Source organism: Shewanella marisflavi (assembly GCF_023283925.1).
Classification (GTDB): Bacteria; Pseudomonadota; Gammaproteobacteria; order Enterobacterales; family Shewanellaceae; genus Shewanella; species Shewanella marisflavi.
Window position 1 is genome coordinate 137,804 of sequence record NZ_JAKIKX010000006.1, and the last position, 20,712, is coordinate 158,515.

Annotated in this window: 21 protein-coding genes; 9 read left to right on the forward strand and 12 right to left on the reverse strand. The window is 52.0% G+C overall.

Features of this window, described 5'->3' with window-relative positions:
* The first annotated feature begins 13 nt into the window (after window positions 1-13).
* Window positions 14-454 carry a thioesterase domain-containing protein gene (locus L2712_RS13410; protein WP_248978066.1) on the forward strand — a complete coding sequence of 147 codons (441 nt, stop codon included), beginning with the start codon at window positions 14-16 and terminating at the stop codon, window positions 452-454.
* A gap of 473 nt (window positions 455-927) precedes the next feature.
* On the opposite strand, the gene L2712_RS13415 is transcribed toward L2712_RS13410, so the two are convergent.
* On the reverse strand, window positions 928-1,491 hold the full coding sequence (locus L2712_RS13415; protein WP_248978067.1) for a NapC/NirT family cytochrome c: 564 nt from the start codon (window positions 1,489-1,491) through the stop codon (window positions 928-930).
* 354 nt (window positions 1,492-1,845) lie between these two features.
* On the opposite strand from L2712_RS13415, the gene L2712_RS13420 reads away from it, so the two are divergent.
* The 6 genes from L2712_RS13420 to L2712_RS13445 all read left to right on the forward strand — a co-directional run bounded on the left by L2712_RS13420 (window position 1,846) and on the right by L2712_RS13445 (window position 9,040).
* Window positions 1,846-2,301 carry a hypothetical protein gene (locus L2712_RS13420; protein ID WP_248978068.1) on the forward strand — a complete coding sequence of 152 codons (456 nt, stop codon included), beginning with the start codon at window positions 1,846-1,848 and terminating at the stop codon, window positions 2,299-2,301.
* A gap of 117 nt (window positions 2,302-2,418) precedes the next feature.
* Window positions 2,419-2,856 carry a DUF2057 family protein gene (locus L2712_RS13425; protein WP_248978069.1) on the forward strand — a complete coding sequence of 146 codons (438 nt, stop codon included), beginning with the start codon at window positions 2,419-2,421 and terminating at the stop codon, window positions 2,854-2,856.
* Between the two features lie 105 nt (window positions 2,857-2,961).
* The gene (locus tag L2712_RS13430) at window positions 2,962-3,369 is read left to right on the forward strand and encodes a hypothetical protein (RefSeq protein WP_248978070.1); all 408 of its coding nucleotides are present in this window, start codon (window positions 2,962-2,964) and stop codon (window positions 3,367-3,369) included.
* Window positions 3,370-3,630: 261 nt separating this feature from the next.
* Window positions 3,631-4,164 (forward strand): heavy metal-binding domain-containing protein, encoded by a 534-nt coding sequence (locus tag L2712_RS13435; RefSeq protein WP_248978071.1) that lies wholly within the window; start codon window positions 3,631-3,633, stop codon window positions 4,162-4,164.
* Window positions 4,165-4,187: 23 nt separating this feature from the next.
* Complete coding sequence (locus L2712_RS13440) at window positions 4,188-5,888, forward strand: efflux RND transporter periplasmic adaptor subunit (protein ID WP_248978072.1); 1,701 nt, start codon at window positions 4,188-4,190, stop codon at window positions 5,886-5,888.
* Between the two features lie 8 nt (window positions 5,889-5,896).
* Entirely contained in the window at window positions 5,897-9,040 is a 3,144-nt protein-coding gene (locus L2712_RS13445) for an efflux RND transporter permease subunit (RefSeq protein WP_088905615.1), read from the forward strand.
* Between the two features lie 70 nt (window positions 9,041-9,110).
* Here L2712_RS13445 and L2712_RS13450 read toward each other — a convergent pair whose 3' ends face one another.
* Together L2712_RS13450 and L2712_RS13455 are read right to left on the reverse strand one after the other, a co-directional pair.
* A complete protein-coding gene (locus L2712_RS13450; protein ID WP_181404194.1) occupies window positions 9,111-9,281 on the reverse strand; it encodes a hypothetical protein in 171 nt (56 codons plus the stop codon).
* Window positions 9,282-9,417: 136 nt separating this feature from the next.
* Window positions 9,418-10,197, reverse strand: coding sequence for a VOC family protein (locus L2712_RS13455; protein ID WP_248978073.1), 780 nt, complete (start codon window positions 10,195-10,197; stop codon window positions 9,418-9,420).
* Between the two features lie 106 nt (window positions 10,198-10,303).
* Between L2712_RS13455 and L2712_RS13460 the strand changes: the two genes are divergently transcribed.
* The gene (locus L2712_RS13460; protein WP_248978074.1) at window positions 10,304-10,717 is read left to right on the forward strand and encodes a globin family protein; all 414 of its coding nucleotides are present in this window, start codon (window positions 10,304-10,306) and stop codon (window positions 10,715-10,717) included.
* Window positions 10,718-10,805: 88 nt separating this feature from the next.
* Here L2712_RS13460 and mtr read toward each other — a convergent pair whose 3' ends face one another.
* The 3 genes from mtr to L2712_RS13475 form a co-directional block, all read right to left on the reverse strand.
* Window positions 10,806-12,065, reverse strand: a complete 1,260-nt coding sequence (gene mtr, locus L2712_RS13465; protein WP_248978075.1) for a tryptophan permease — start codon at window positions 12,063-12,065, stop codon at window positions 10,806-10,808.
* Window positions 12,065-14,488 (reverse strand): glycerol-3-phosphate 1-O-acyltransferase PlsB, encoded by a 2,424-nt coding sequence (plsB, locus tag L2712_RS13470; protein WP_248978076.1) that lies wholly within the window; start codon window positions 14,486-14,488, stop codon window positions 12,065-12,067. Before plsB ends, mtr begins: the two co-directional genes overlap by 1 nt.
* A gap of 189 nt (window positions 14,489-14,677) precedes the next feature.
* The gene (locus L2712_RS13475; protein ID WP_248978077.1) at window positions 14,678-16,051 is read right to left on the reverse strand and encodes a DUF4397 domain-containing protein; all 1,374 of its coding nucleotides are present in this window, start codon (window positions 16,049-16,051) and stop codon (window positions 14,678-14,680) included.
* A 305-nt stretch (window positions 16,052-16,356) separates the two neighbouring features.
* Between L2712_RS13475 and L2712_RS13480 the strand changes: the two genes are divergently transcribed.
* Window positions 16,357-16,950, forward strand: a complete 594-nt coding sequence (locus L2712_RS13480) for an FMN-dependent NADH-azoreductase (RefSeq protein ID WP_248978078.1) — start codon at window positions 16,357-16,359, stop codon at window positions 16,948-16,950.
* A 106-nt stretch (window positions 16,951-17,056) separates the two neighbouring features.
* Here the strand turns inward: L2712_RS13480 and L2712_RS13485 are convergent, their stop codons facing one another.
* The 6 genes from L2712_RS13485 to L2712_RS13510 all read right to left on the reverse strand — a co-directional run bounded on the left by L2712_RS13485 (window position 17,057) and on the right by L2712_RS13510 (window position 20,709).
* The gene (locus L2712_RS13485) at window positions 17,057-17,227 is read right to left on the reverse strand and encodes a hypothetical protein (RefSeq protein WP_157705016.1); all 171 of its coding nucleotides are present in this window, start codon (window positions 17,225-17,227) and stop codon (window positions 17,057-17,059) included.
* Between the two features lie 8 nt (window positions 17,228-17,235).
* Window positions 17,236-17,574, reverse strand: coding sequence for a rhodanese-like domain-containing protein (locus tag L2712_RS13490; RefSeq protein WP_033539309.1), 339 nt, complete (start codon window positions 17,572-17,574; stop codon window positions 17,236-17,238).
* Between the two features lie 107 nt (window positions 17,575-17,681).
* Window positions 17,682-18,140 carry a GNAT family N-acetyltransferase gene (locus tag L2712_RS13495; protein ID WP_088905610.1) on the reverse strand — a complete coding sequence of 153 codons (459 nt, stop codon included), beginning with the start codon at window positions 18,138-18,140 and terminating at the stop codon, window positions 17,682-17,684.
* Between the two features lie 105 nt (window positions 18,141-18,245).
* Window positions 18,246-19,487, reverse strand: a complete 1,242-nt coding sequence (locus L2712_RS13500; protein ID WP_088905609.1) for a beta-ketoacyl-ACP synthase — start codon at window positions 19,485-19,487, stop codon at window positions 18,246-18,248.
* Window positions 19,487-20,212 carry a 3-ketoacyl-ACP reductase FabG2 gene (locus L2712_RS13505; protein ID WP_033539312.1) on the reverse strand — a complete coding sequence of 242 codons (726 nt, stop codon included), beginning with the start codon at window positions 20,210-20,212 and terminating at the stop codon, window positions 19,487-19,489. The genes L2712_RS13500 and L2712_RS13505 overlap by 1 nt, the downstream gene beginning before the upstream one ends.
* Window positions 20,209-20,709, reverse strand: coding sequence for a hotdog family protein (locus L2712_RS13510; protein ID WP_033539313.1), 501 nt, complete (start codon window positions 20,707-20,709; stop codon window positions 20,209-20,211). The genes L2712_RS13505 and L2712_RS13510 overlap by 4 nt, the downstream gene beginning before the upstream one ends.
* Window positions 20,710-20,712: the final 3 nt, after the last annotated feature.

The window sequence follows — 20,712 nt, forward strand, 5'->3', positions numbered from 1 at the left end:
CATGGCGCCGCAGATGGAGGATTTACTTAGGGAACTTGGAAGCACCTGGCATAAGACGATTCCGGTGAGCGCGTTTATGCAGATAGCCCCAGAGAATTATCAAGCTCAGACGCTGACAGTCAGTGCCCCCTTGGCACCTAACATCAACCTGCATCACACCATGTTTGCCGGTAGCATCTACACCCTGATGACACTGACAGGCTGGGGCATGGTATGGCTGCAGCAGAGATTGGCCGGTGTTGAGGGTGACATAGTATTAGGTAAGGCGGATATTCGTTATCTCGCCCCCGTGGGGCAAGCACCTCAGGCCAGAGTCAGTTGGCCTGGTGGCGACCTCTCTGCGCTGGGGTCGGGTAAGCGTGCTAAGGTCACCTTGAGTGTGGAGCTCTACTGCGACGAGCAGTGCTGCGCTCAGTTTGAAGGCACCTATGTGAGCCTGCCGAAAGCGGATTAGAGCCTAAGCGGTTCTGTTAATCAGCTTCTTCTCTCGAGCCCTTTTAGACCCTCTTTGGTTTGTGGGATGGGTCTCTGGGGTAAATACGCTGATTGCCATGGAGGGGGGGAATGCCGAAAAATGTCGGGAACATTTTTGGCCCTGTACAAATCCCCTCTTAGACCCTCTTTGGTTTGTGGTATGGGTCTCCGGGGTAAATACGCTGACTGCCATGGAGGGGGGAATGCCAAAAAATGCCGGGAACATTTTTGGCCCTGTATAAATCCCCTCTTAGGCCATCTTGGGGTTGTGGGATAAATACGCTGACTGCCATGGAGGGTTGGAATGCCGAAAAATGTCGGGAATATTTTTGGCCCTGTATAAATCCCCTCTTAGGCCATTCATGGCCTCCGGGGATAAATACATCCCTGTACAAAAAAAGCCTCACACTGTGAGGCTTTTTCTTTAAGAGTCACCCAAGGGTGAGCTGATTCTTATCCCTTAGGATAAGGGTGTGCAACGCCTTTGTGGCAGTCAACACAGGTCTTACGCTTATCAGCTTCTTTCTTGAAGTTGTTAGCGTGCATTCTCTTAGCCATCTTCTTCATGGTTTCAGGCTGGTTCTCGTAGATACGAGTATGACAGTGTTGGCAGTTAGCGCTGTCGTTAGCACGGAAATATTTAAGTGCCAGGTCAGCTTGCTCTTTACGGTTCTCATCCAACCACTCTTGCGTGTTGAAGCCGTCGATAGTGAGGAAACCATAGAGATCTTTAGATACGATGATCTTCTTGATCAGGTAGTCAACAGGACCGTGTGGTAAGTGACAGTCTTGACACTGAACGGTAACACCAGCACTTCCGCCGCCGTGAGCCGACGCCAACACTTCATCTTTCAGAGAGTGATTGCTGTGGCAAGACATACAGAATTCATCTGTACTGGTTGCATGTAAAGTTTGTTGTGTTGCAAAGTAGCCCACAACGCCGACAACAATACCTACCACAAGCAGGGCAAATATTGAGTATTTCGCGCTAGGTTTGAATAGTGCACGCCAGTTCATCACTCTATCTCCAAAATAATACGTATATTTATATCTATTATATTTGATGCATCTCTGTAGCTGAGAGTATAACCAGAAGAAGGCTATTGATCTGGCTTTAAAACCGTAAAATGAGAGCTAGCTCTAACTCTATCTTACATAAGCAAGATTTTCTCAAATTGCTCATAATATATGCGCAATGACTAAAGTTATAGTAAAGGGTGTTAGATGACAAGTTTGTCATCACTTTTGCTACTGGGTAATGATTTTGTTGATATTTTCAGCATATTATTCAGGGCTAATATGACAACTGTTCGCACTAATTAAAAATATTTTGCATTGAAAGGAACCTTTTTCTCTGTCGCCCGGTCTATCATGGTAACTATCACTTATTTGGTTTCCCTTTTTATCTCTATGACACGCATCTTAGGCAAGTTGGTTTTGATCATAGCGCTTCTGGGTCAGTTTATTCTGACGCCAGCGATGGCTATGCCCAGTGCCTTGGTTGCTACTATGCACAGTGGTCAAATGAGCGGTCATATGCAGATGACACAGACAGAGATGCCATCTCAAAACGAGTTAGGCAGGGTGATGTCTCATCAGGGGGAGCCCTGTCAAATGAGTGGTGTTAGTCAACTGGTGGATTGTGAAGCCCTGTGCGCCGCCATCGGTCCCGGTGATTGCGTGTCACACTGCACCTCGATACTGGGAGCGCTGGACGCCTCGGTACCATCTCTGGCGGTACCAGATCATTCTGGTCCTATTGTTACCTCTGCTTGGTCGCTACAGACGGCCGAGCTTACCCCCTTATCACCCCCTCCCATAGGCTAATGCTTCGTTCTTAACTCGCGTAATACGTACGAACATTAATCCGCCGCGCCGCTAAAGAGCCTTGCGTGGCCAAGCATTCAGCTAAATTGTCAGGTGAACACCTGATGGGAGTTAATCATGAAAACACGTCATTTTGTTAGCAGCCTTTTTGCCTCGGCCTTGACCCTTTTTGTCGCCAATGTTGCCAGTGCGGCCACTCTTACCTTGCCTAGTGAGTTAGAGGTGCAAGGCAGCGAAGTGAAACTGGTTCAGCAACATAAGGTATTATCCTTAGATTCCGGTAAGCAACTTGTCGAGGTAGTCTATCGCGACCTGTTTGCCGATAACGCCGATGATTCCGGTGCCTGGATCACCTCAGCACCTCTCTATTTAACCTTAGATGTCCGTAGAGACGATGCTTATCGACTGGTGCTGCCTGAGATAGTCACTCAGCAGGACGCCGAAACCTTTATCCGCATGCCCAAGGCGCTTCTGACGTCCGAAGGTGGGCAGCAACAGCAGCTTACCCTGATGAATCATCAGCAGCTGATGGAAAAGATCTTGCTGGAGAAGTAGTCGCGTCGAGGAAAGGCAGCCTTGAAATGTTGGAAATGTGAGTTTTATCAAGGCCAAATTTCGAGATCGTGATAGACTTGGAACATCTCATTATAGGGTTACACCATGCGTCGTACGCTTAGACATCACACTTTAGTCGTTTTTACACTGCTCGCATTGCTGGGCCAAGTGTTGATGGCTAATGGTGTGTCTATGGTGTCTCATGCGCAGGCGGATGAGCTGCCCATGATGCAGATGAATGAGAGGTCTGGCTGTAATGATGACAGCGCAAAGATGCAGTCTCACTGCTGCGATGATGAGCAAAATGTGCTTCCCGCTGCTCAGCATTGTTGTGAAGGCAAAGGATTTTGCAAGGGAGATTGTAATCACTGCGTGGTGATCTCTGTGACAGGCACCTTGTTTACCGTTACGCCCTGGCCTGGTGTAGCGGGTTCCGAGTCTATTCTGGCCACTCAAGTGCCTCATTTCCACTCTATTTCTTTAGGCTCAGCCTTCAGACCTCCGATCGTCTGATCTTATCTGGCGTCTCGTTGTCGAGTTGCCTGAGTCTAAATCGATATACCCCTTTAGTTTCGATTGACGTTATTGCTCGGTGTATTGGCGTAATTTATTCCTGTTGATTTTGGAGAAGATCCATCCTCAGGAGCGCCTCAATATTTACTTCACTGATGTTTAACGAAAAATGAATTATATTAGCCGCATATTAAATATGGTGTGTTTGAGTATTAAGCAACTCGGCATCCCGCTGCGGTCATCATTTGATGGAGTCCATAAATGAAAACCCTTATCAGTCTGATTTTAACTGCTTTTATATTTGTAACTTCCGCCCCGCAGGCGTTTGCCGAGCAGCACCATGGCGCGGTAGCCGAGCAAGGTTATGACTGCCCCATGCATCCTGAAGTAAAAGGCGCCAAGGGCGATACTTGCCCTAAATGTGGCATGAACCTGGAGCCAGCGGCTCACCATGGCATGGCCAAGCATGACGGCAAAAATTGCGACAAATGCCCTCATCATCAACATGCTAAAGGTGACAAAGCTGGTGGTTACGAATGCCCTATGCATCCAGAAGTGAAAGGTGCCAAAGGTGACACCTGCCCTAAGTGCGGTATGAACCTGGAGCAAGCTAAGGCGAAGCAGGCAGGCAAGGCTTGTGATAACTGCCCTAAGCATAAACATCAGATGGCCAAGCAAAGCCATCACTGCCCTATGCACCCAGAAGTGAAGGGGGCGAAAGGGGATTCATGTCCTAAGTGTGGCATGTTCCTTGAGCCTGTGGCGAGCGCAGATAGCGCCCACAAGCATCACTAGTTCATGAGTGGAGATGAGGCATTATGAGTCAGGTAAATTCGAAAAACAGAGGCCAAAAGCTTGCTTATCTTTTGAGCCTATTTCTGGTGGCGACACCTCAATTAGGCTATACCCAGGCCAGCGACACTCATGCACATGAGAATCATCAGCATCAGTCTGGCCTGAAAACATATGCCTGCCCAATGCACCCCGAGGAAACCAGCCACGAGCCAGGTAGCCGCTGCCCTAAGTGCAATATGTTCCTGGTGGAGCAGGAGACTCAGGCCGAGCCCATTAGCGAGCAGGGAGTGAAGACCTATGCTTGCCCTATGCACCCAGAGGAAACCAGCCATGAGGCGGGCAGCCGCTGTCCTAAGTGCAATATGTTCCTGGTGGAGCAGGAGACTCAGGCCGACCCTATTAACGAGCAGGCGGCGAAGACCTATGTCTGCCCAATGCACCCTGAAGAGACCAGCCATGAGCCTGGTAGCCGCTGCCCTAAGTGTAATATGTTCCTGGTGGCCGAAGAGGAAGAGGAATCGCCCAGCACTAAGTCGCAAGCTGAGATGGATCACAGTCAACATGATCCCTTATCTCAGGCGAAACCTGCACCGCTCACCGGCGAACCATCGATTAAATATGTTTGCCCCATGCATGCCCACATTGTCAGCGACGTGCCCGGTACTTGCCCTATTTGTGGCATGAACCTGGAGAAAGTTGAAGTGGGTGGTAACCAGCAGCAGATAGAGATAGATGTGTCGGGTGGTATGCAGCAGGCCTTAGCGCTCAAGGTCGCTAAGGCAGAAAGAGATACGCTGTGGAAGTTTGTGCAAACCGTGGGGCAGATTGGCTACGACGAGAGCCAGATCAACCATATTCACGCTAGGGTTAATGGCTGGATTGAAAAATTAGCCATCAATGCCGTAGGCGATAAGATCACTAAAGGGCAGCTCTTGTATGAGATCTACTCACCGGATCTGATTAACGCCCAGGATGATTATCTTTTAGCGCTTAGTAGCCTCAATAGCTCTAGGGATAGCGGTAACTATCAGGACTTGGTGCGTAAGGCAGGCCTGCGTCTCGAGCTGTTGGGGATGAATAAGGCACAGATCAAGCAACTGGCGAAGACCAAGCAGACCCAGTATCGGGTGCCTTTCTACGCCAAGGCTGACGGTATAGTGAAAGAGCTGTCGGTTCGTGATGGCATGTATATTCAGCCCGCCACCGAGGTGATGTCAGTGGTGGATCTGTCTAAGGTGTGGGTCATTGCCGATGTATTCGAGAATGAGCAGAGTTGGCTGGCTATCGGCCAACCCACAGAGGTATCTGTGCCTGCCATGGGACTTAAGGATATCGAGGGAGAGATAGATTATATCTACCCAGAGCTTGACCCTGTGACTCGCAGCTTGCGAGTGCGTATTGTGCTGCCAAACAACGAGGTGGAGCTACGTCCGAACACTCTGGCTAAGATAGAGATCTACGGCGGCCCGAACGAGGACGCCTTAGTGATACCGCAAGAAGCTTTGATCCAGACAGGTAAAGAAAACCGGGTGATCGTCAAGCAAGATGATGGCGGCTTCGTCGCTCGTCAGGTGACCGTGGGCATGATGTCCCAAGGTAAAGCGGAGATCTTAAGCGGCATTAGCCAAGGTGAGCAGGTGGTGATTTCGGGTCAATTCCTGCTGGATTCTGAGGCGAGCCTTAAGGGTAGTTTGATGCGCCTTAGCAGCGGCCATCAACACTAGGGGGCACCATGCTAAAGAAAATTATTGAAGCCTCTATCAACCAGAGATTGATGGTGTTGATCATCGCCTTGATGATCACCGTCTGGGGTGTGCAGGAGCTGAGAAATACGCCGCTCGATGCCCTACCGGATCTCTCGGATGTACAGGTGATCATTAAGACCCCTTATGCGGGGCAGGCGCCTCAGCTGGTGGAGGAGCAGGTCACTTACCCTCTGTCTACCGCTATGTTGTCGGTTCCCGGCGCCAAGACGGTTAGGGGTTACTCCTTCTTCGGCGATTCTTATGTTTATGTGATCTTTGAAGATGGTACGGATATCTACTGGGCGCGTTCACGGGTGCTGGAATACCTGAGTCAGGTTAGCAGTCGTTTGCCACAAGGGTTACAACCTTCGCTGGGGCCAGATGCCTCGGGCGTGGGCTGGATCTATGAGTATGCCTTGGTGGATCGCTCCGGTAGCCTAGATCTGTCTCAGCTTAAGAGTTTGCAAGACTGGTACCTGAAACTCGAGCTACAGAGTGTGGCCGGGGTGTCTGAGGTTGCCACCGTCGGCGGTATGGAGCAGACCTATCAGGTGGTGATTGAACCCGATAAGCTGGTCACCTATAAGCTGGATATCGCAGCGGTGAAGAGTGCTATCACCAAATCTAATACCGAAGCTGGTGGCTCTGTGATTGAGATGGCCGAGGCTGAGTATATGGTGCGCGCCAAGGGTTATCGTCAGACGCTGGAGGATTTCAGAGAGATCCCGCTAGGGGTAACCAGTCCTTCAGGTACACCCTTGCTGTTAAAAGATGTGGCCACAGTGCGCAAGGGGCCGGCCTCTCGACGCGGTATCGCTGAACTTGACGGTGAAGGTGAGGTCGTTGGTGGCATTATCGTGATGCGTTATGGCGAAAATGCCCTGGCAACCATAGACGCGGTCAAGGCAAAGCTTGAACAGCTAAAGGCGGGTCTGCCCAAAGGGGTTGAGATTATTCCGACCTACGACAGATCTGAGCTAATCAACGAGTCGGTGGAAAACCTGTTTCACAAGGTGATCGAGGAGATGTTGGTGGTGGGCTTTGTCTGTCTGCTTTTCCTGCTCCATGCGCGCTCAACACTGGTTGCGGTGATCACCCTGCCATTGTCGATTCTGATCGCCTTTATTGTGATGAATAAGATGGGGGTGAATGCCAACATCATGAGCCTTGGCGGTATCGCCATCGCCATCGGCGCCGTGGTGGATGGCGCGATCGTGATGATCGAAAACATGCACAAGCACCTTGAGCACTTCAAGGATGAATATCAGCGTGATCCTGACAACAAGGAGCATTGGCATATTGTTGCTAAGGCGTCTATTGAAGTGGGGCCTGCGCTATTTTTCTCATTACTTATCATTACGTTAAGTTTTGTGCCTGTATTCGCCCTCGAGGCCCAGGAGGGACGTTTATTCAGCCCGCTGGCCTATACCAAGACCTTTGCCATGGCGGCTGCGGCGATCCTGTCGATCACCTTAGTGCCTATTCTGATGGGCTACTTTATTCGCGGTAAGATCCCTAAAGAGACCAGTAACCCCCTCAGCCGGGTGTTGATCGCCCTCTACAAGCCGTCTCTTAATCTGGTACTGCGTTTCCCTAAGATCACCTTGATCTTGGCGGTTATGGCTCTGGGTAGCGCCTGGTATCCTGTCACCAACATGGGTAGCGAGTTTATGCCTGAGTTGGAGGAGGGAGATCTTCTCTATATGCCAACGGCACTGCCGGGAATCAGCGCCAGTAAGGCGGCCGAGGTGTTGCAGCAGACCGATAGGTTAATCAAGACTGTACCTGAGGTGAAACGTGTCTTTGGTAAGGTGGGTCGCGCCGAGACGGCGACCGATCCTGCGCCGCTGACCATGCTGGAAACCACCATCATGCTTAAGCCGAGAGAGGAGTGGCGTGAAGGAGTCGAGCTACAGGATGTGATAGACCAGCTGCAGAAAACGGTAAAAGTGCCAGGCCTGACAAACGCCTGGGTACAACCCATTAAGACTCGTATCGACATGCTCTCTACCGGTATCAAGACTCCTGTGGGGATTAAGATCACCGGCGCCGATGTGAATGAGCTGCAGAAGGTGGGTGCCGATATCGAGGCGATTCTGAGTCAGCTGCCCAATACCAAGTCGGCCTACGCCGAACGTGTGGGTGGTGGTCGCTATATCGATATTACGCCTAAGCTGGATGTCGCCTCGCGCTACGGCATGACGTTGAGTGATATTCAAGATGTGGTGCGTTACGCCATAGGCGGTATGGATATTGGTGAGTCGATTCAGGGGGCGGAGCGTTATCCGATCAACCTGCGTTACCCTCGGGCGCTGCGAGATAATATCGAGAAGCTCAGAGAGCTGCCAGTGATCACTAAGTCGGGTCATTATCTGCCGCTGCGTAATCTGGCGGATATCGAGATCACCGATGGGGCTCCTATGCTCAAGAGTGAAAACGGCCGCCTGATCTCCTGGGTATTCGTAGACATTCAGGGCACCTCGATTGGTGAGTATATCGATGAGGCCAAGGCAGCCTTAGGGCAGCAGCTGAATGTACCGCCAAGGTACAGCTACAGCTTTGCTGGCCAGTATGAATATATGCAGCGGGTCGATGCCAAGCTGAAGAAGGTGATCCCCATGGCGCTTGGCGTGATCTTCATTCTGCTGATGATGACCTTTGGCTCGACGATGCAGGCTTCTATTATCATGCTGAGTCTACCGTTTGCTTTGGTGGGGAGTACCTGGCTGCTTTATATGCTCGACTACAACATGTCGGTCGCCGTAGCGGTGGGGATGATCGCCCTGGCGGGTGTGGCTGCCGAGTTTGGCGTGGTGATGCTGGTCTATCTCAATAATGCCATTAAGCATCGTAAAGAGACTGGCGGCTATGAGTATGTAACGGATCTCAAGGAGGCGCTGATAGAAGGTGCTGTGATGCGTATTCGCCCTAAGGCGATGACGGTAGCCACCATCTTCTTTGGTCTGCTGCCCATCATGTGGGGTGCAGGTTCAGGTAACGATGTGATGCAGAAGATTGCCGCACCTATGGTGGGTGGTATGGTCACTGCGCCCCTGTTGTCGCTATTCGTCCTCCCAGCCCTCTACTTGCTTATCTATGGCCGTCGCTTGAAGCGCTCAGCCGAGGCATGATGAAGCTGTTTGAATCATAAAGATAAAAAAGCACTGCCTAGGCAGTGCTTTTTTTATCAGTCAAAGGCAGCTATTTACAGCGGCCGATATTGGAGCCTGTTGAGCGTACCCTTTTGCACTCTTTAGTCGCTTTGTTGCTGGTGTTGTCAGCCGTTTCTGTGTCTGACTCTTGGGTCGATGCACAGCCGCTAAGGCCGATTAAGAGTGTCGTCGCCATGATAGGCATCCATTTTTTAAGCATGTTATTACATCCCTGATTAGTGGTTAACAAGATTGCCCAAGTCAATGTGCAAGGTTATGAACCTAACTAAAACAAAGAGTTAAAACAATGCCTCTTCCATTTTAAGCCTTAAGATTAGTGCTTTTTTACTAAGGATTTACGCTGTAGTGAGTCGTATGACTGACAAGGTACCGCCCTGAGGATCATTGATCACCGAAAAGCGTCCTACTTCGGGAATATCCGTTGGCGGTACGCAGACTCTGCCGCCAATCTCTGTGGCTTTGGCGACGGTGGCATCACAGTTGTCTACCATAATGTAGGGCATCCAATGGGGAGGCATGTCGCCCCATTCAGCGGTCATGGCCATCATGCCGCCGATAGCGCGTTCACCCTGCATCCATTCGTAGTAGATGAAATCCTCCATTTGAGATTCACGTACTTGCCAACCCAGAACCTGGCTGTAAAAGGCTGTGGCTCTGGCGGTGTCGCGGCAACATAGCTCGACCCAGCAGAGTGTATTGGGCTCGCCCATGCGCATAGAGCCTATATGATTGCCCGCTTGCCAAAGGGAGAAGCCAGCGCCTTCTGGATCTAGGCATTGCGCCATCTTACCTGCATCTCCTACGCTGTGAGGGCCTAAGAGTACCTGGCCGCCGTGCGCGAGCACTGCCTCTAGGCTGTTTTCCAGGTTGTCGACGGCGAAATAGATGCTCCAGTGAGTCGGTACCTTGTCATCTATCATGTTTTGCGGCAGCTGATACATGGCGCCTATATCATCATCTTCTGTGGCAAACATGGTGTAGACACCGTCAGGGATGGGCATATCCTTTAGCTGCCAATTGAACAGTTCGCTGTAGAAGTGCTTACCCGAGGCGGCCTCATGACTGGCCAGCTCAATCCAGCAGGGATCGCCATGTTGATAGCTTGCAATCTTCATCTTGGAGTCCTATACAGAAAAATCTTTTGTGATATCAATTTAGTTAAGCCTGTTTTGCCATTTATGTCTATGCTGAGAGGAGACTAATTCAGAAGAGGGAGTTTCGATGAGCCTGACATCCACCCAAATCGATCTTGTACAAACATCTTTCAAACAAGTAGAGCCCATTAGCGAGCAGGCAGCGGCGATATTCTATGATGCCCTGTTTCAGATAGACCCAAATTTAAAGCCGCTATTTAAGCAGGATTTGCGTCATCAGGGGCGTAAGCTGATGGCCATGTTAAAGGCGGCCGTGGAGGGGCTCAATGATCTTGATGCCTTAGTGCCTCAGTTGCAGGAGCTCGCCCACAGACACAATGCTTATGGCGTTAAGCGTGAGCATTTTACTCCGGTGGGTAATGCACTCTTGTATACACTGAAGACGGGACTGGGCGAGGCTTATTCTCGGGACGTTCGCGAAGCATGGGTAGCCTTGCTTCATCTGGTCGCCGATACCATGAAGCCGAAATTGCATCACTAATGCCCATATAGCAAAAAGGCGCTCCTAGAGCGCCTTTGCCGTGTAAGCCAAGCGGTGAAAACTGGCTTAGCTCAATGCTTCCTTGACCTTATGAGCCATACAAGGGCAATAGATCGGCCATGGCCAGCAGGTGACAGGCCGCCGTCAGCACACCAAAAAAGATCACTATGGCAATCACTGCGGTGCCGCCCGGTACCTTAAAGCCCTGGCTGTCGGGAAACAGTTGTCTTGCCTTATAGGCCATGAGTGCGGGCACTATGGCGGCCCATACCGTGGCAGCCAAAGCCGCAAAGCCGATGGCGATCAAGAAGCCGTTAGGGAAGAGCAACCCTAGCAGAGTGGGCGGCAAGAAGGTGACTGCCGCCGTCTTAAGGCGTCCGCTAGATGACTCATCGAAACCAAACAGATCTGCCAGATAGTCGAACAGACCAAGGGTGACCCCCAGGAATGAAGAGGCTACCGCCAGGTTAGCAAACAGAGTCAGCATAGTGGTTAGCCAGTCGCTGGCCATCACATCAGAAAGTGCAGCCACTAACACGCCCATGTTACCGCCCTGGGCAATAATATCGACGAAGGCACTACGGCTGATGTTGCCCATAGTGGCGATTAACCAGCACAGATAGATGATAAAGGCGATCAGGGTGCCGAGCGTAATGGCCTTGGCTATGGTGCTGGCATCTTTGCCATAGTATTTCACTAGGCTGGGTACGTTACCGTGATAGCCAAAGCTCACCAATCCAAAGGGGATCGCCGCCAGCATGTAAGGCAGATAGCTGGCCTCACCATCGGGCACAAACAGCTTACTGGGTTCTATCTCGATCAGTAGATTACCGATTGCGAGAAAGAAGGTGATGATCATTCCGCCCAGCATGATGGTGGTAATGCGATCCACCGCCTTAGTGCTGATAAAGACGACAATTGCCAGTCCCAGCGCAAAGATGAGCCCGGCGATGCTTTGGTGGAGTTCGACCCCTAGGCTATTGAGGCTGTGATTGACGATAGAGCCGCCGCCACTGATATAGGCATAGGCCAGGATATAGAGCACGAAGGCGATAGAGAGGCCATTAACGATACGCCAAAAGTTACCTAGGGTATCCCGGGTGAGAGTATCGAAGCTGGCACCGGGTTCATAGTGCAGGTTAGTTTCCAGTAGCAGTAGGCCTGAGACCAGCATGCAGAACCAGACGCCAAGCATCATCAGTACCGAATAGCTGAACCACATGCCAGCGCCCACCACGGGCAGGGAAAACATACCTGCACCGACAGCGGTACCAGCGATGATCATGGCGCCGCCGAGCAGCGATTTACTAGAGGCCTTATGCTTGGCCGCATTCATATGATTTGCCATTAGGCTTTATGCTCCGCGGCTACGCTGTCAACTATGGTCTGTCTTACCGAGGTACGCAGCAGGCTGTTGGCCCGATTGCGAATACGCAGGACTTCTTGGCTATGGCTGTCATCGGCCAGATAACCCAGCTCCTTGAGCTTGACACTTAGGGTGCCGTAGAGCTTCTTATCGTAGAACTCAGGCGCAGTGATGCCGTGTAGCGCCCCCAGGCGCTGAGCCAACTGATGGCTGTCGCTCTCAAGCTCTGCACGCTCAATCTTAGGTGAGTTGGCCAGAATGTTGAAAATAATGGCGTAGCGCTGCATGGTCTCGCTAATGGTACCTGCCAGCAGCAGCAGTTGATTAAGGCCATGTGGCTTAACGCTGAAGTGCTGCTTTTCGCTGATCAGATCTTCCGCCAGCAGCTGATCCAGTAGCTGATTGACGTGAGATTCGAGATCGTCGATCCCCATAAACAGCTCGGCCTGTAGCAATGGATAGAAATCCTTCACCGTGGCAATGATATCCGCCCTGGTGCAGTAGTCCTGACGGGTCAGGCAGCTGGCAATCAGAGATGGGATCACCATTAAGTGAATGATGTTGTTGCGGTAGTAGGTCATGGCAACGGCCAGGCTTTCATCGATAGAGATGATATCCCCAAGCGGATCGCTGTCCAGCTTCAACTTCTTCAGCTCGAGACCTTGGGCGACCAGCTTGGCGCCATCGCCTTCGACCACAGAGGTGTAATCCGTGTAAGGTATGCTCTTGAGTAGCGACAGATAGAGATCCAGCTGCTTCTCCAGCTGACTACGCTGCAGGGCATTTTGCTCTGACGCCAAGAGTACCAGGCTCGTCAGGGTGATAGAGCTCACCGCTGCGGCGTCGTTGATTCGTGTCATGACGCGGTTTGCCAGGGTATTGACCACAGGGGTTAACCAGCTTGGTTTCTGCTCAGGATCTTGCGCCAGTTCTTCGCGCCACTGAGGTACCTGCTCGTTGAGGTAATTATGTAAGGTGATTGGCTCGCCGAAATTAACATAGCCCTGACCGAAGTTACCCAGCTTGCGGATAGCGCCAAACACCTGCCAAACAGATTCTTTCTGTTTCTTCTTGCCGCTCAGCTCTTTGTGGTAGGTGGCAACCTCCATTACATGGTCATAACCCAGGTAGACAGGCACTAGGGTGACCGGGCGCTCGACACCGCGCAGCACACTGTTGAGGGTCATGGCGATCATGCCCGTCTTAGGTGCCAGCAGGCGGCCGGTACGAGAGCGGCCCCCTTCGGTGAAGTACTCGACCGAATAGCCCTTTGCAAACAGCTGATCCAGATACTCACGGAATACCGCGGTATAGAGCTTGTTGCCGCGGAAGCTACGGCGAATAAAGAAGGCGCCGCCACGACGGAACATGGGACCGGCCGGCCAGAAGTTAAGATTGATCCCGGCGGCGATATGAGGCGGAACCATGCCTTGATAGTAGAGGATATAAGAGAGTAGCAGGTAGTCCATATGGCTGCGGTGACAAGGCACATAGACGATCTCATGGCCGTCGTGATGCAGCTGACGGATCTGCTCGGCGCCCTTGATGTTGATCCCCTTGTAGAGCTTGTTCCACAGCCAGGTGAGGAAGCGCTCGGCGATACGCACCAGGTTGTCAGAGTAGTCGGCAGCGATCTCATCGAGGTATTCCATGGCCGTCTCGCGCGCCTTGGACTCTGAGATCTTCTTGCTTTGTGCCTCTTCCTGAATCGCCTTCTTCATCGACTCGGATTTCAGCAGGGCGTGAAATAAGTTTTGACGATTTGGCAATACAGGTCCTGTCATCACCTTACGTTGGCGACTGAAATGAACCCTGGCGACTCGTGCCAGCTTTTGGGCAATGCGTTTGTCGGTGCCGTGTTCGTCGGCCATATACCTTAGGGACATGGCATTAGAGAATTGCACAAAGTTGTGGCGGCCCAGGAAGAGGATCATCAGGCATTTGCGCAGCCAGGTGGGATTCTCGCGCTCGAGGACGGCTGCCTTCATGGTGTCGTCTTCTTTGCCCGGCGTACGGCCCCAGTAGAGGCTGACGGGCACCAGTTGAATATCCAGATCTGGGTGACGTTTATGGGCACTCAGCAGGCGAGAGAAGCTGTCGAGGTAAAACTCATTGCCTTCCCTTTGACCAAACAGGGGTTTGGCGCCTTCGACACAGACCACGCGTGGGGCTTCTTCGCCCTCGACATTCAGCGGCTGATAAGGGCTGGGGAGGCCGAGTTTGTCGGTCACTTCGCTCAGGGCGGCAATATCACTGATGGATTCGGTTTTCATGACGTAGACCAGAGGCCTGTCTGAATCCAGGTTAAGATCGGCAAAGGGATCCTGAGGCACGACTATGGTGTGCACGAGTTTCTTCTGGATCCAACGTAAGGATTTAAACCAAAGAGAGTCTTGTTTGGGCATTATTCTTTATGCATAGGAGTCATGTTTAATAACGCCATAGAATACCAGAAAATGAACAGTAATCCCTAATTTGTCTGCTTTGGTGCGACAGTTGGTGGTAGGGGATCACTCTTGTTTGACTAAGCAGTAAAAAGCGCCCACAAAAAGGGGCGCTTGGCTTAACTTGGGTACATGGTATTAGCGTTTACACTACATGGCGGTGACAAAATCATCCAAGAGGATCACACCCAGTGGCGCGCCGCCGCCCGTAGCATCAACAGCCACCACACCATAGAGTCCGCCCGCGGCCAGACTAATATCGAGAGGGCCGATTGCGACTGTCTTGCTGCCCGTTGGTGTCACGCTGACGACATAGTTTCCGGGGGCTACCGACAAACTGCCTGACGCCGCTAAGAAGGGAATATCGCTCAATACTGGGGTTGCCGACGAGATATCGCTATCTGGGGTGAGGTAGATATCCACATTGCCAGCGGAATAACTTGCATGAGCAATGTTTATCTTAGCCTCGGTGGCAACACGTCGACCCTCTTCCATCACTACCCAAGGATTAATATCCATATCGCCTAGTGACCCAGTTGCCAATACGCTGTAGCTTTGACCCTTTTCCAGGGAAAGGGCGGCTTCATCGATAACCACCACGCTGTTGTCAGCATCGGCTGCAACTGTGACTGTGTGCGCGCCATCTGCGAGATTGAGATAGTCGGTCACAGACCCGAAGCTAAACATGTCGACTGCGGGCGTCGTGGCTCCATCGACAAATATATCGACCGCCGGAGCGTCTGCTACCGCATGAATTACCCGCACATCGCTGCCGCTCATCTCATCAAGGAGTAACGCCTGCTGATCCGCCAGGGCGACTAGTAAGGCAACGGGTGAGTCGCCGCTCCAGGCATTGGCAATCGCAGTGATGAAATAATCAGTATCTGCCATCAGGGGGACGGTTCCGGAATCGAAAACCGGTGTCTTCTGTCCCGATGCTGTGATACGGATCTGATAGTCACTGGCGGGGACTTCTATCTGGGTGCTGGTATCGAGGAAGTTAGCCGATAACGTGGGCGCTGTGTCTCTAATGTCAGCCCCGGGTGCGGTGACGTACACATCGACTAGGCCGACGTCAGAGGCGCCGTGCAATACCTGCACACGAGCATAATCAGCGGCAATATCGGCGCTGGGGTTGGCCACAAGCTTAAGTTGTAATGTATCGTCGCTCACCTTACCAAGCGCTACAGCCGTGTACTCCATATCGGCGGATAGATCCAGGTCTGCGGTAAGCACCTTAAGTAAAGAACCGTCGGCGATTTGTGCATTGACCTCTACGTCATACATGCCAACAGGGACGGTTAAGAAACCACTCGATATGCCGTAGTCAACATCGGCAAGCAGTTCGTTATCATTAGCCGTCACGTTGACCTTGGGGGCGTCGACGCCAGCATGAATGATACGAACATGTGCTTCAGCAACGGGCGCAGGAACCATGTTGACTACTTCATCTGAGTCATCACTGTCACAGGCCGTAATACCCATCATGGCACTTAGCATTAGCGCCGGATAGATCCTTTTCATCAGCTTCTCCTTAACAAGGGTTGAGTTCCTAGAGCGTTACGACTAGATGTGCCCAAGGGATCATAATGACAGCTCAATATTTAATGATTATTTTTTGCACTAAAGATAACTTGATATTAATCAGTCGGTTATTTATTGAATTGTCTGAGGCTGATTGCTGCTGAAGCTGGCGGTTAGCATTTGCCTTGCTTTTTCTTTCGTTTATTTAGAATGTTTTGGCGCATTTTATGCGCTTATCTTTCAATTAAATGCTCGATAAACTGGCCTCAATTGGTTGTTACAGAGATTCTGAATTGGAGCACGTTATGGCAAAAGTATTGGTATTGAAATCGAGCATATTAGGGGATTATTCACAGTCGGCTAAGCTGATCGACCACCTGCAACAGCACTGGCAGGGCCAGGGCGCCGAGGTGACGGTGAGAGATTTAGCGGCGCAGCCTCTGCCCGTGTTAGACGGTGAGATCGCCATGGGACTACGTGGCGGCGAAGAACTGACTGCGCGTCAACAAGAGGTGCTGGCACTGTCTGATGAGTTAGTGGCTGAACTTAAGGCTCACGACACGATTGTGATTGCCGCGCCTATGTACAACTTCAGTATTCCTACCCAGCTGAAAAATTGGATCGATTTAATAGCCCGTGCGGGCGTGACCTTTACCTACACAGAGACTGGCCCTAAAGGTTTGATCGACGGTAAACGTGCGGTATTGGTGACCACTCGTGGTGGCGTGCACAAAAATGGCGACAGCGATCATGTGGTGCCTTACCTGAAAACTGTACTTGGCTTTATCGGTATCACTGACGTTGAAACTGTTTACGGCGAAGCCCTTAACATGGGACCTGAAGCAAGCGAGCAGGGGATCAGTGAGGCGAAGCAGAGCATAGAGCAGCTGGTTGCTTAATTTAGCCTAGGCTCTGTCTTGTATTGAGTCTTGATACTTTTCATCATCTTTTTAACCCATTTCTAGGTTAGGGCGCTCAAGTTGAGCGCCTTTTTTTACTGCGCCATTATTTTTGTGTCAGCTCGCACAGGGTGCACTCTTCACTCTGTTGACTCGTCTCCACATATCGCACCCTGTGGCACCCTTGGCTGCGATTGGCACTAAAGCGATATCTTGGGCGCGCAGGACTAGCTGGCGTATTGGCCTTCTCTGCTGGGGTGTGGGGCACTTGTTTCATATGAGTTGTTAGCCTTCCAGCGCCTTTTGCGGTTGGTAACAGAGCAGATCTTTGAGGGCACCACCATTGATGGCGCATTCAAATCCATTGGCTTTAAGGATCTCACAGCCTTTTTGCGCGCGGATCCCCGCCCCGCAATAGAGGACAAAAGGAGTCTGTTTATCGCTGTGCTCAGCCAGCCACTGGGAAAGCTGGTCTAATGGCACATTGGTCGCCATGGGGAGATGACCACTGGCATATTCTTGTGGTGTGCGTACGTCGAGCACCTGCACGCCCTGCTCGATCAGTTGCCAGCACTGCTCTGCCGGATGACTACCCGATAGCTTGGATAAGAGTGATTGAAACATGGTCTACCCCAATGATTAGAAAAACTTCAATAAGATTATTCTAATCTATTAAGGAGTGCAAGTCTGATTTAGCAGTGCAAGTCTGATTTAGCTGTGCAAGCCAGATTTCACGACAACTGTTTCGTCATAAATACGCTATTGGGATCCGGGCGATACTGACCGAAGGGGGCGCACTCTACGAAGCCAAATTTTTGGTACAGGCGACGCGCTGGCAGAAAGAACCCCATGCTGCCGGTCTCCAGGCTGAGACGAGTGATCCCAATTTGTGCTGCATCTGCCTGAAGATGGTGCAATATTTTGGCTCCCATACCACGCTGACGATAGTAGTTGGCTACCCGCATCGACTTGAGTTCCCCATGGTTTGAGGAGAGGCGCTTAATAGCACCACAGCCACAGAGTCGGTCGCTTTCCCATAGGGTCCAAAATCGAATATCGTCTTGTTTTAACTCGCTTAAATCTAAAGCGTGCACACTCTCTGCGGGGGAAGTGGCGTACATATCTTCCAGGTGCTGCTCAAGCATCTTGACCACACTGGCGTTGGTGACCACACCGAGTACAAACTGCATCTTAAGCTCCATCTTGTATTTAGGGACCTAAGGTCTCAGCAAGGCCTGTGCCAGTGAGGCATTGACCGCCACAGGTTTGTGACCCAGTGGCGATCAGTAACCTATTTAGCCGCGCCAGCGCTTGAAGATCAGCGAGGTATTAATGCCACCAAAGGCAAAATTGTTGCTCATCACATAGTCGGTGTCGAGCTGGCGCATTTCATCTTTGATGTAGTCGAGTTGGCCACAGGCGGGATCGATATTGTTCAGGTTGAGGGTGGGAGCAAACCAACCTGCGTTCATCATCTCTATGGTGAGCCAGGCCTCTAGGGCACCGCAGGCGCCTAAGGTGTGGCCTGTGTAGCTCTTTAGGGAAGAGATAGGCATACGCTCGCCAAAGACGGCGTGAGTCGCTTGGGTTTCGGCGATATCCCCTCTGTCGGTCGCTGTGCCGTGGGCATTGACATAACCGACTTTGTCGGCGGCCAGATCGGCATCTTTGAGTGCCTGTCGAATAGCCACTTCCATGGTCTCGGCGTTGGGCTGGGTCACATGCAGTCCGTCCGAGTTTGTACCAAAACCAATCAGCTCGGCGTAGATCTTAGCGCCGCGCGCCTTGGCGTGCTCAAGTTCTTCCAGAACCAGGGTACAGGCGCCTTCGCCAATCACTAAGCCATCTCTGTCACGATCGAAGGGACTAGGTGTCTCGCTGGGGTTATCGTTCTTGGTACTGGTGGCAAATAGGGTGTCGAATACCACGGCTTCGGTGGGGCAGAGCTCTTCGGCGCCACCGGCCAGCATAAGATCCTGCTGACCATATTTGATCGCCTCATAGGCATAGCCTATGCCTTGGCTGCCCGAGGTACAGGCGCTGCTGGTAGTGTGCACCCGTCCCTTGAGACCGAAGAAGACGCCGACGTTAACCGCCGTAGTATGGGCCATCATGCGGATATAACTGGTGGCGGTGACTCCCGACATGTCGCCGTGCTTCAGCATGTCGCCAAAGGCGACGATAGGATCTGTACTGCCGGTGGAGGAGCCGTAGGCGATACCCATAGCGCCTGAGGTGACTATGGGGTCATCCAATAGGCCTGCGTCAGCCAGTGCTTTTTCGCTGGCCCAGGCAGCCATAACAGAGACCCGGCCCATGGCGCGGATCTTCTTACGTGAATAGTGCGCCGGCTTCTCAAAGTCGGTGACAGGAGCGGCCAGACGCGTGTTAAGGCCGTCGAATCTGTCCCACTCCTCCATACGCTGCACGCAGTTTTGCTTTGCTTGCAGGCGCTGGGCGATGCTGGGCCAATCGTGCCCCAGGGCGGTGACGCCGCCGGCGCCAGTGATCACTACGCGTCGAGTCTTGCTATTCATTAGATCATGCCACCATTAACTGAGATCACCTGACGGGTGATATAGGCTGCCTCATCGGACATAAGGAAATTCGCCAGGCCGGCGATCTCTGAGGCCTTGCCCATGCGGCGCATCGGCACCATCTCCTTGACCATCTCTTGAGGGAAGTCGCTGACCATATCTGTCTCGATGAGGCCGGGAGCGATGCAGTTAACCGTGATCTTACGTTTGGCCAGCTCCAGGCTCAGCGCCTTGGTGGCCCCTATGATACCTGCCTTGGAGGCGCTGTAGTTCACCTGACCACGGTTGCCTGCGATGCCTGATACCGAGGCCATGGTGATAATGCGTCCGCCTTGTCTTGCCTGGATCATCGGCATAGTGCAGGGTTGAATAACATTGTAGAAGCCATCCAGGTTGGTATGGATCACCCCATCCCACTCCTCATCTGTCATGGCGGGAAAGGCGGTGTCGCGGGTAATACCGGCATTGAGTACCACGCCGTAATAGGCGCCATGACTGTCGATGTCGGCGGCAATGGCGGCTTTGACGCCGACGCGATCGGCCACGTCGAACTGCAGGCGGCTCACCTTGGCCCCTAGGGCCTCAAGTTCTGCCTGGGTCTCGTCGGCCGCCGCCTGGTTGCTGTGAAAATGCAGGGCAATATCATGGCCCGTCTCGGCCAGCTTAAGGGCAATAGCCTTGCCGATACCGCGACTGGCACCGGTAATTAACACACGTCTGTTCATTTTACTTTCTCTTCTTCTTTCCCTGCTTGACTCTCCAAGATATAGGCTTGGGTATCTTGGGGCTGGAATACATTAACATTGGCCTCTGCTACAAGTTGATTGTTATGGAATATTTTACAATCAAATACCGCCAGGCCGTTGTCTTCCTGATAGAGGCGAGTGACCCGGGTTTGATAACACTCGCCCTGTTCATAGGCGGGGATCGCCAATGATAACTTGCGCGTGCCCAGCAGAAAACCGACCCGAATCGCCTCTCCCCGGGCGCTCGCTTCCAGTCCGGCGAGGGCGGCGATGCTCTGAGCCATATACTCTATGCCCACATAGTTGGGGACAGATTGACTGGCGGCGTCGAAATAGGCGCTTTGCGGTCCAATGCAGACCTCGGTGAGCAAGGTATCGGGAGCATGTTCCAGCAGCCTGTCGATAAGGATCATCGGCGCGCGGTGAGGCAGCACCTGTTCTAATGGGATGTCAGTTAATGGCGTTATTGTCGGCATGGT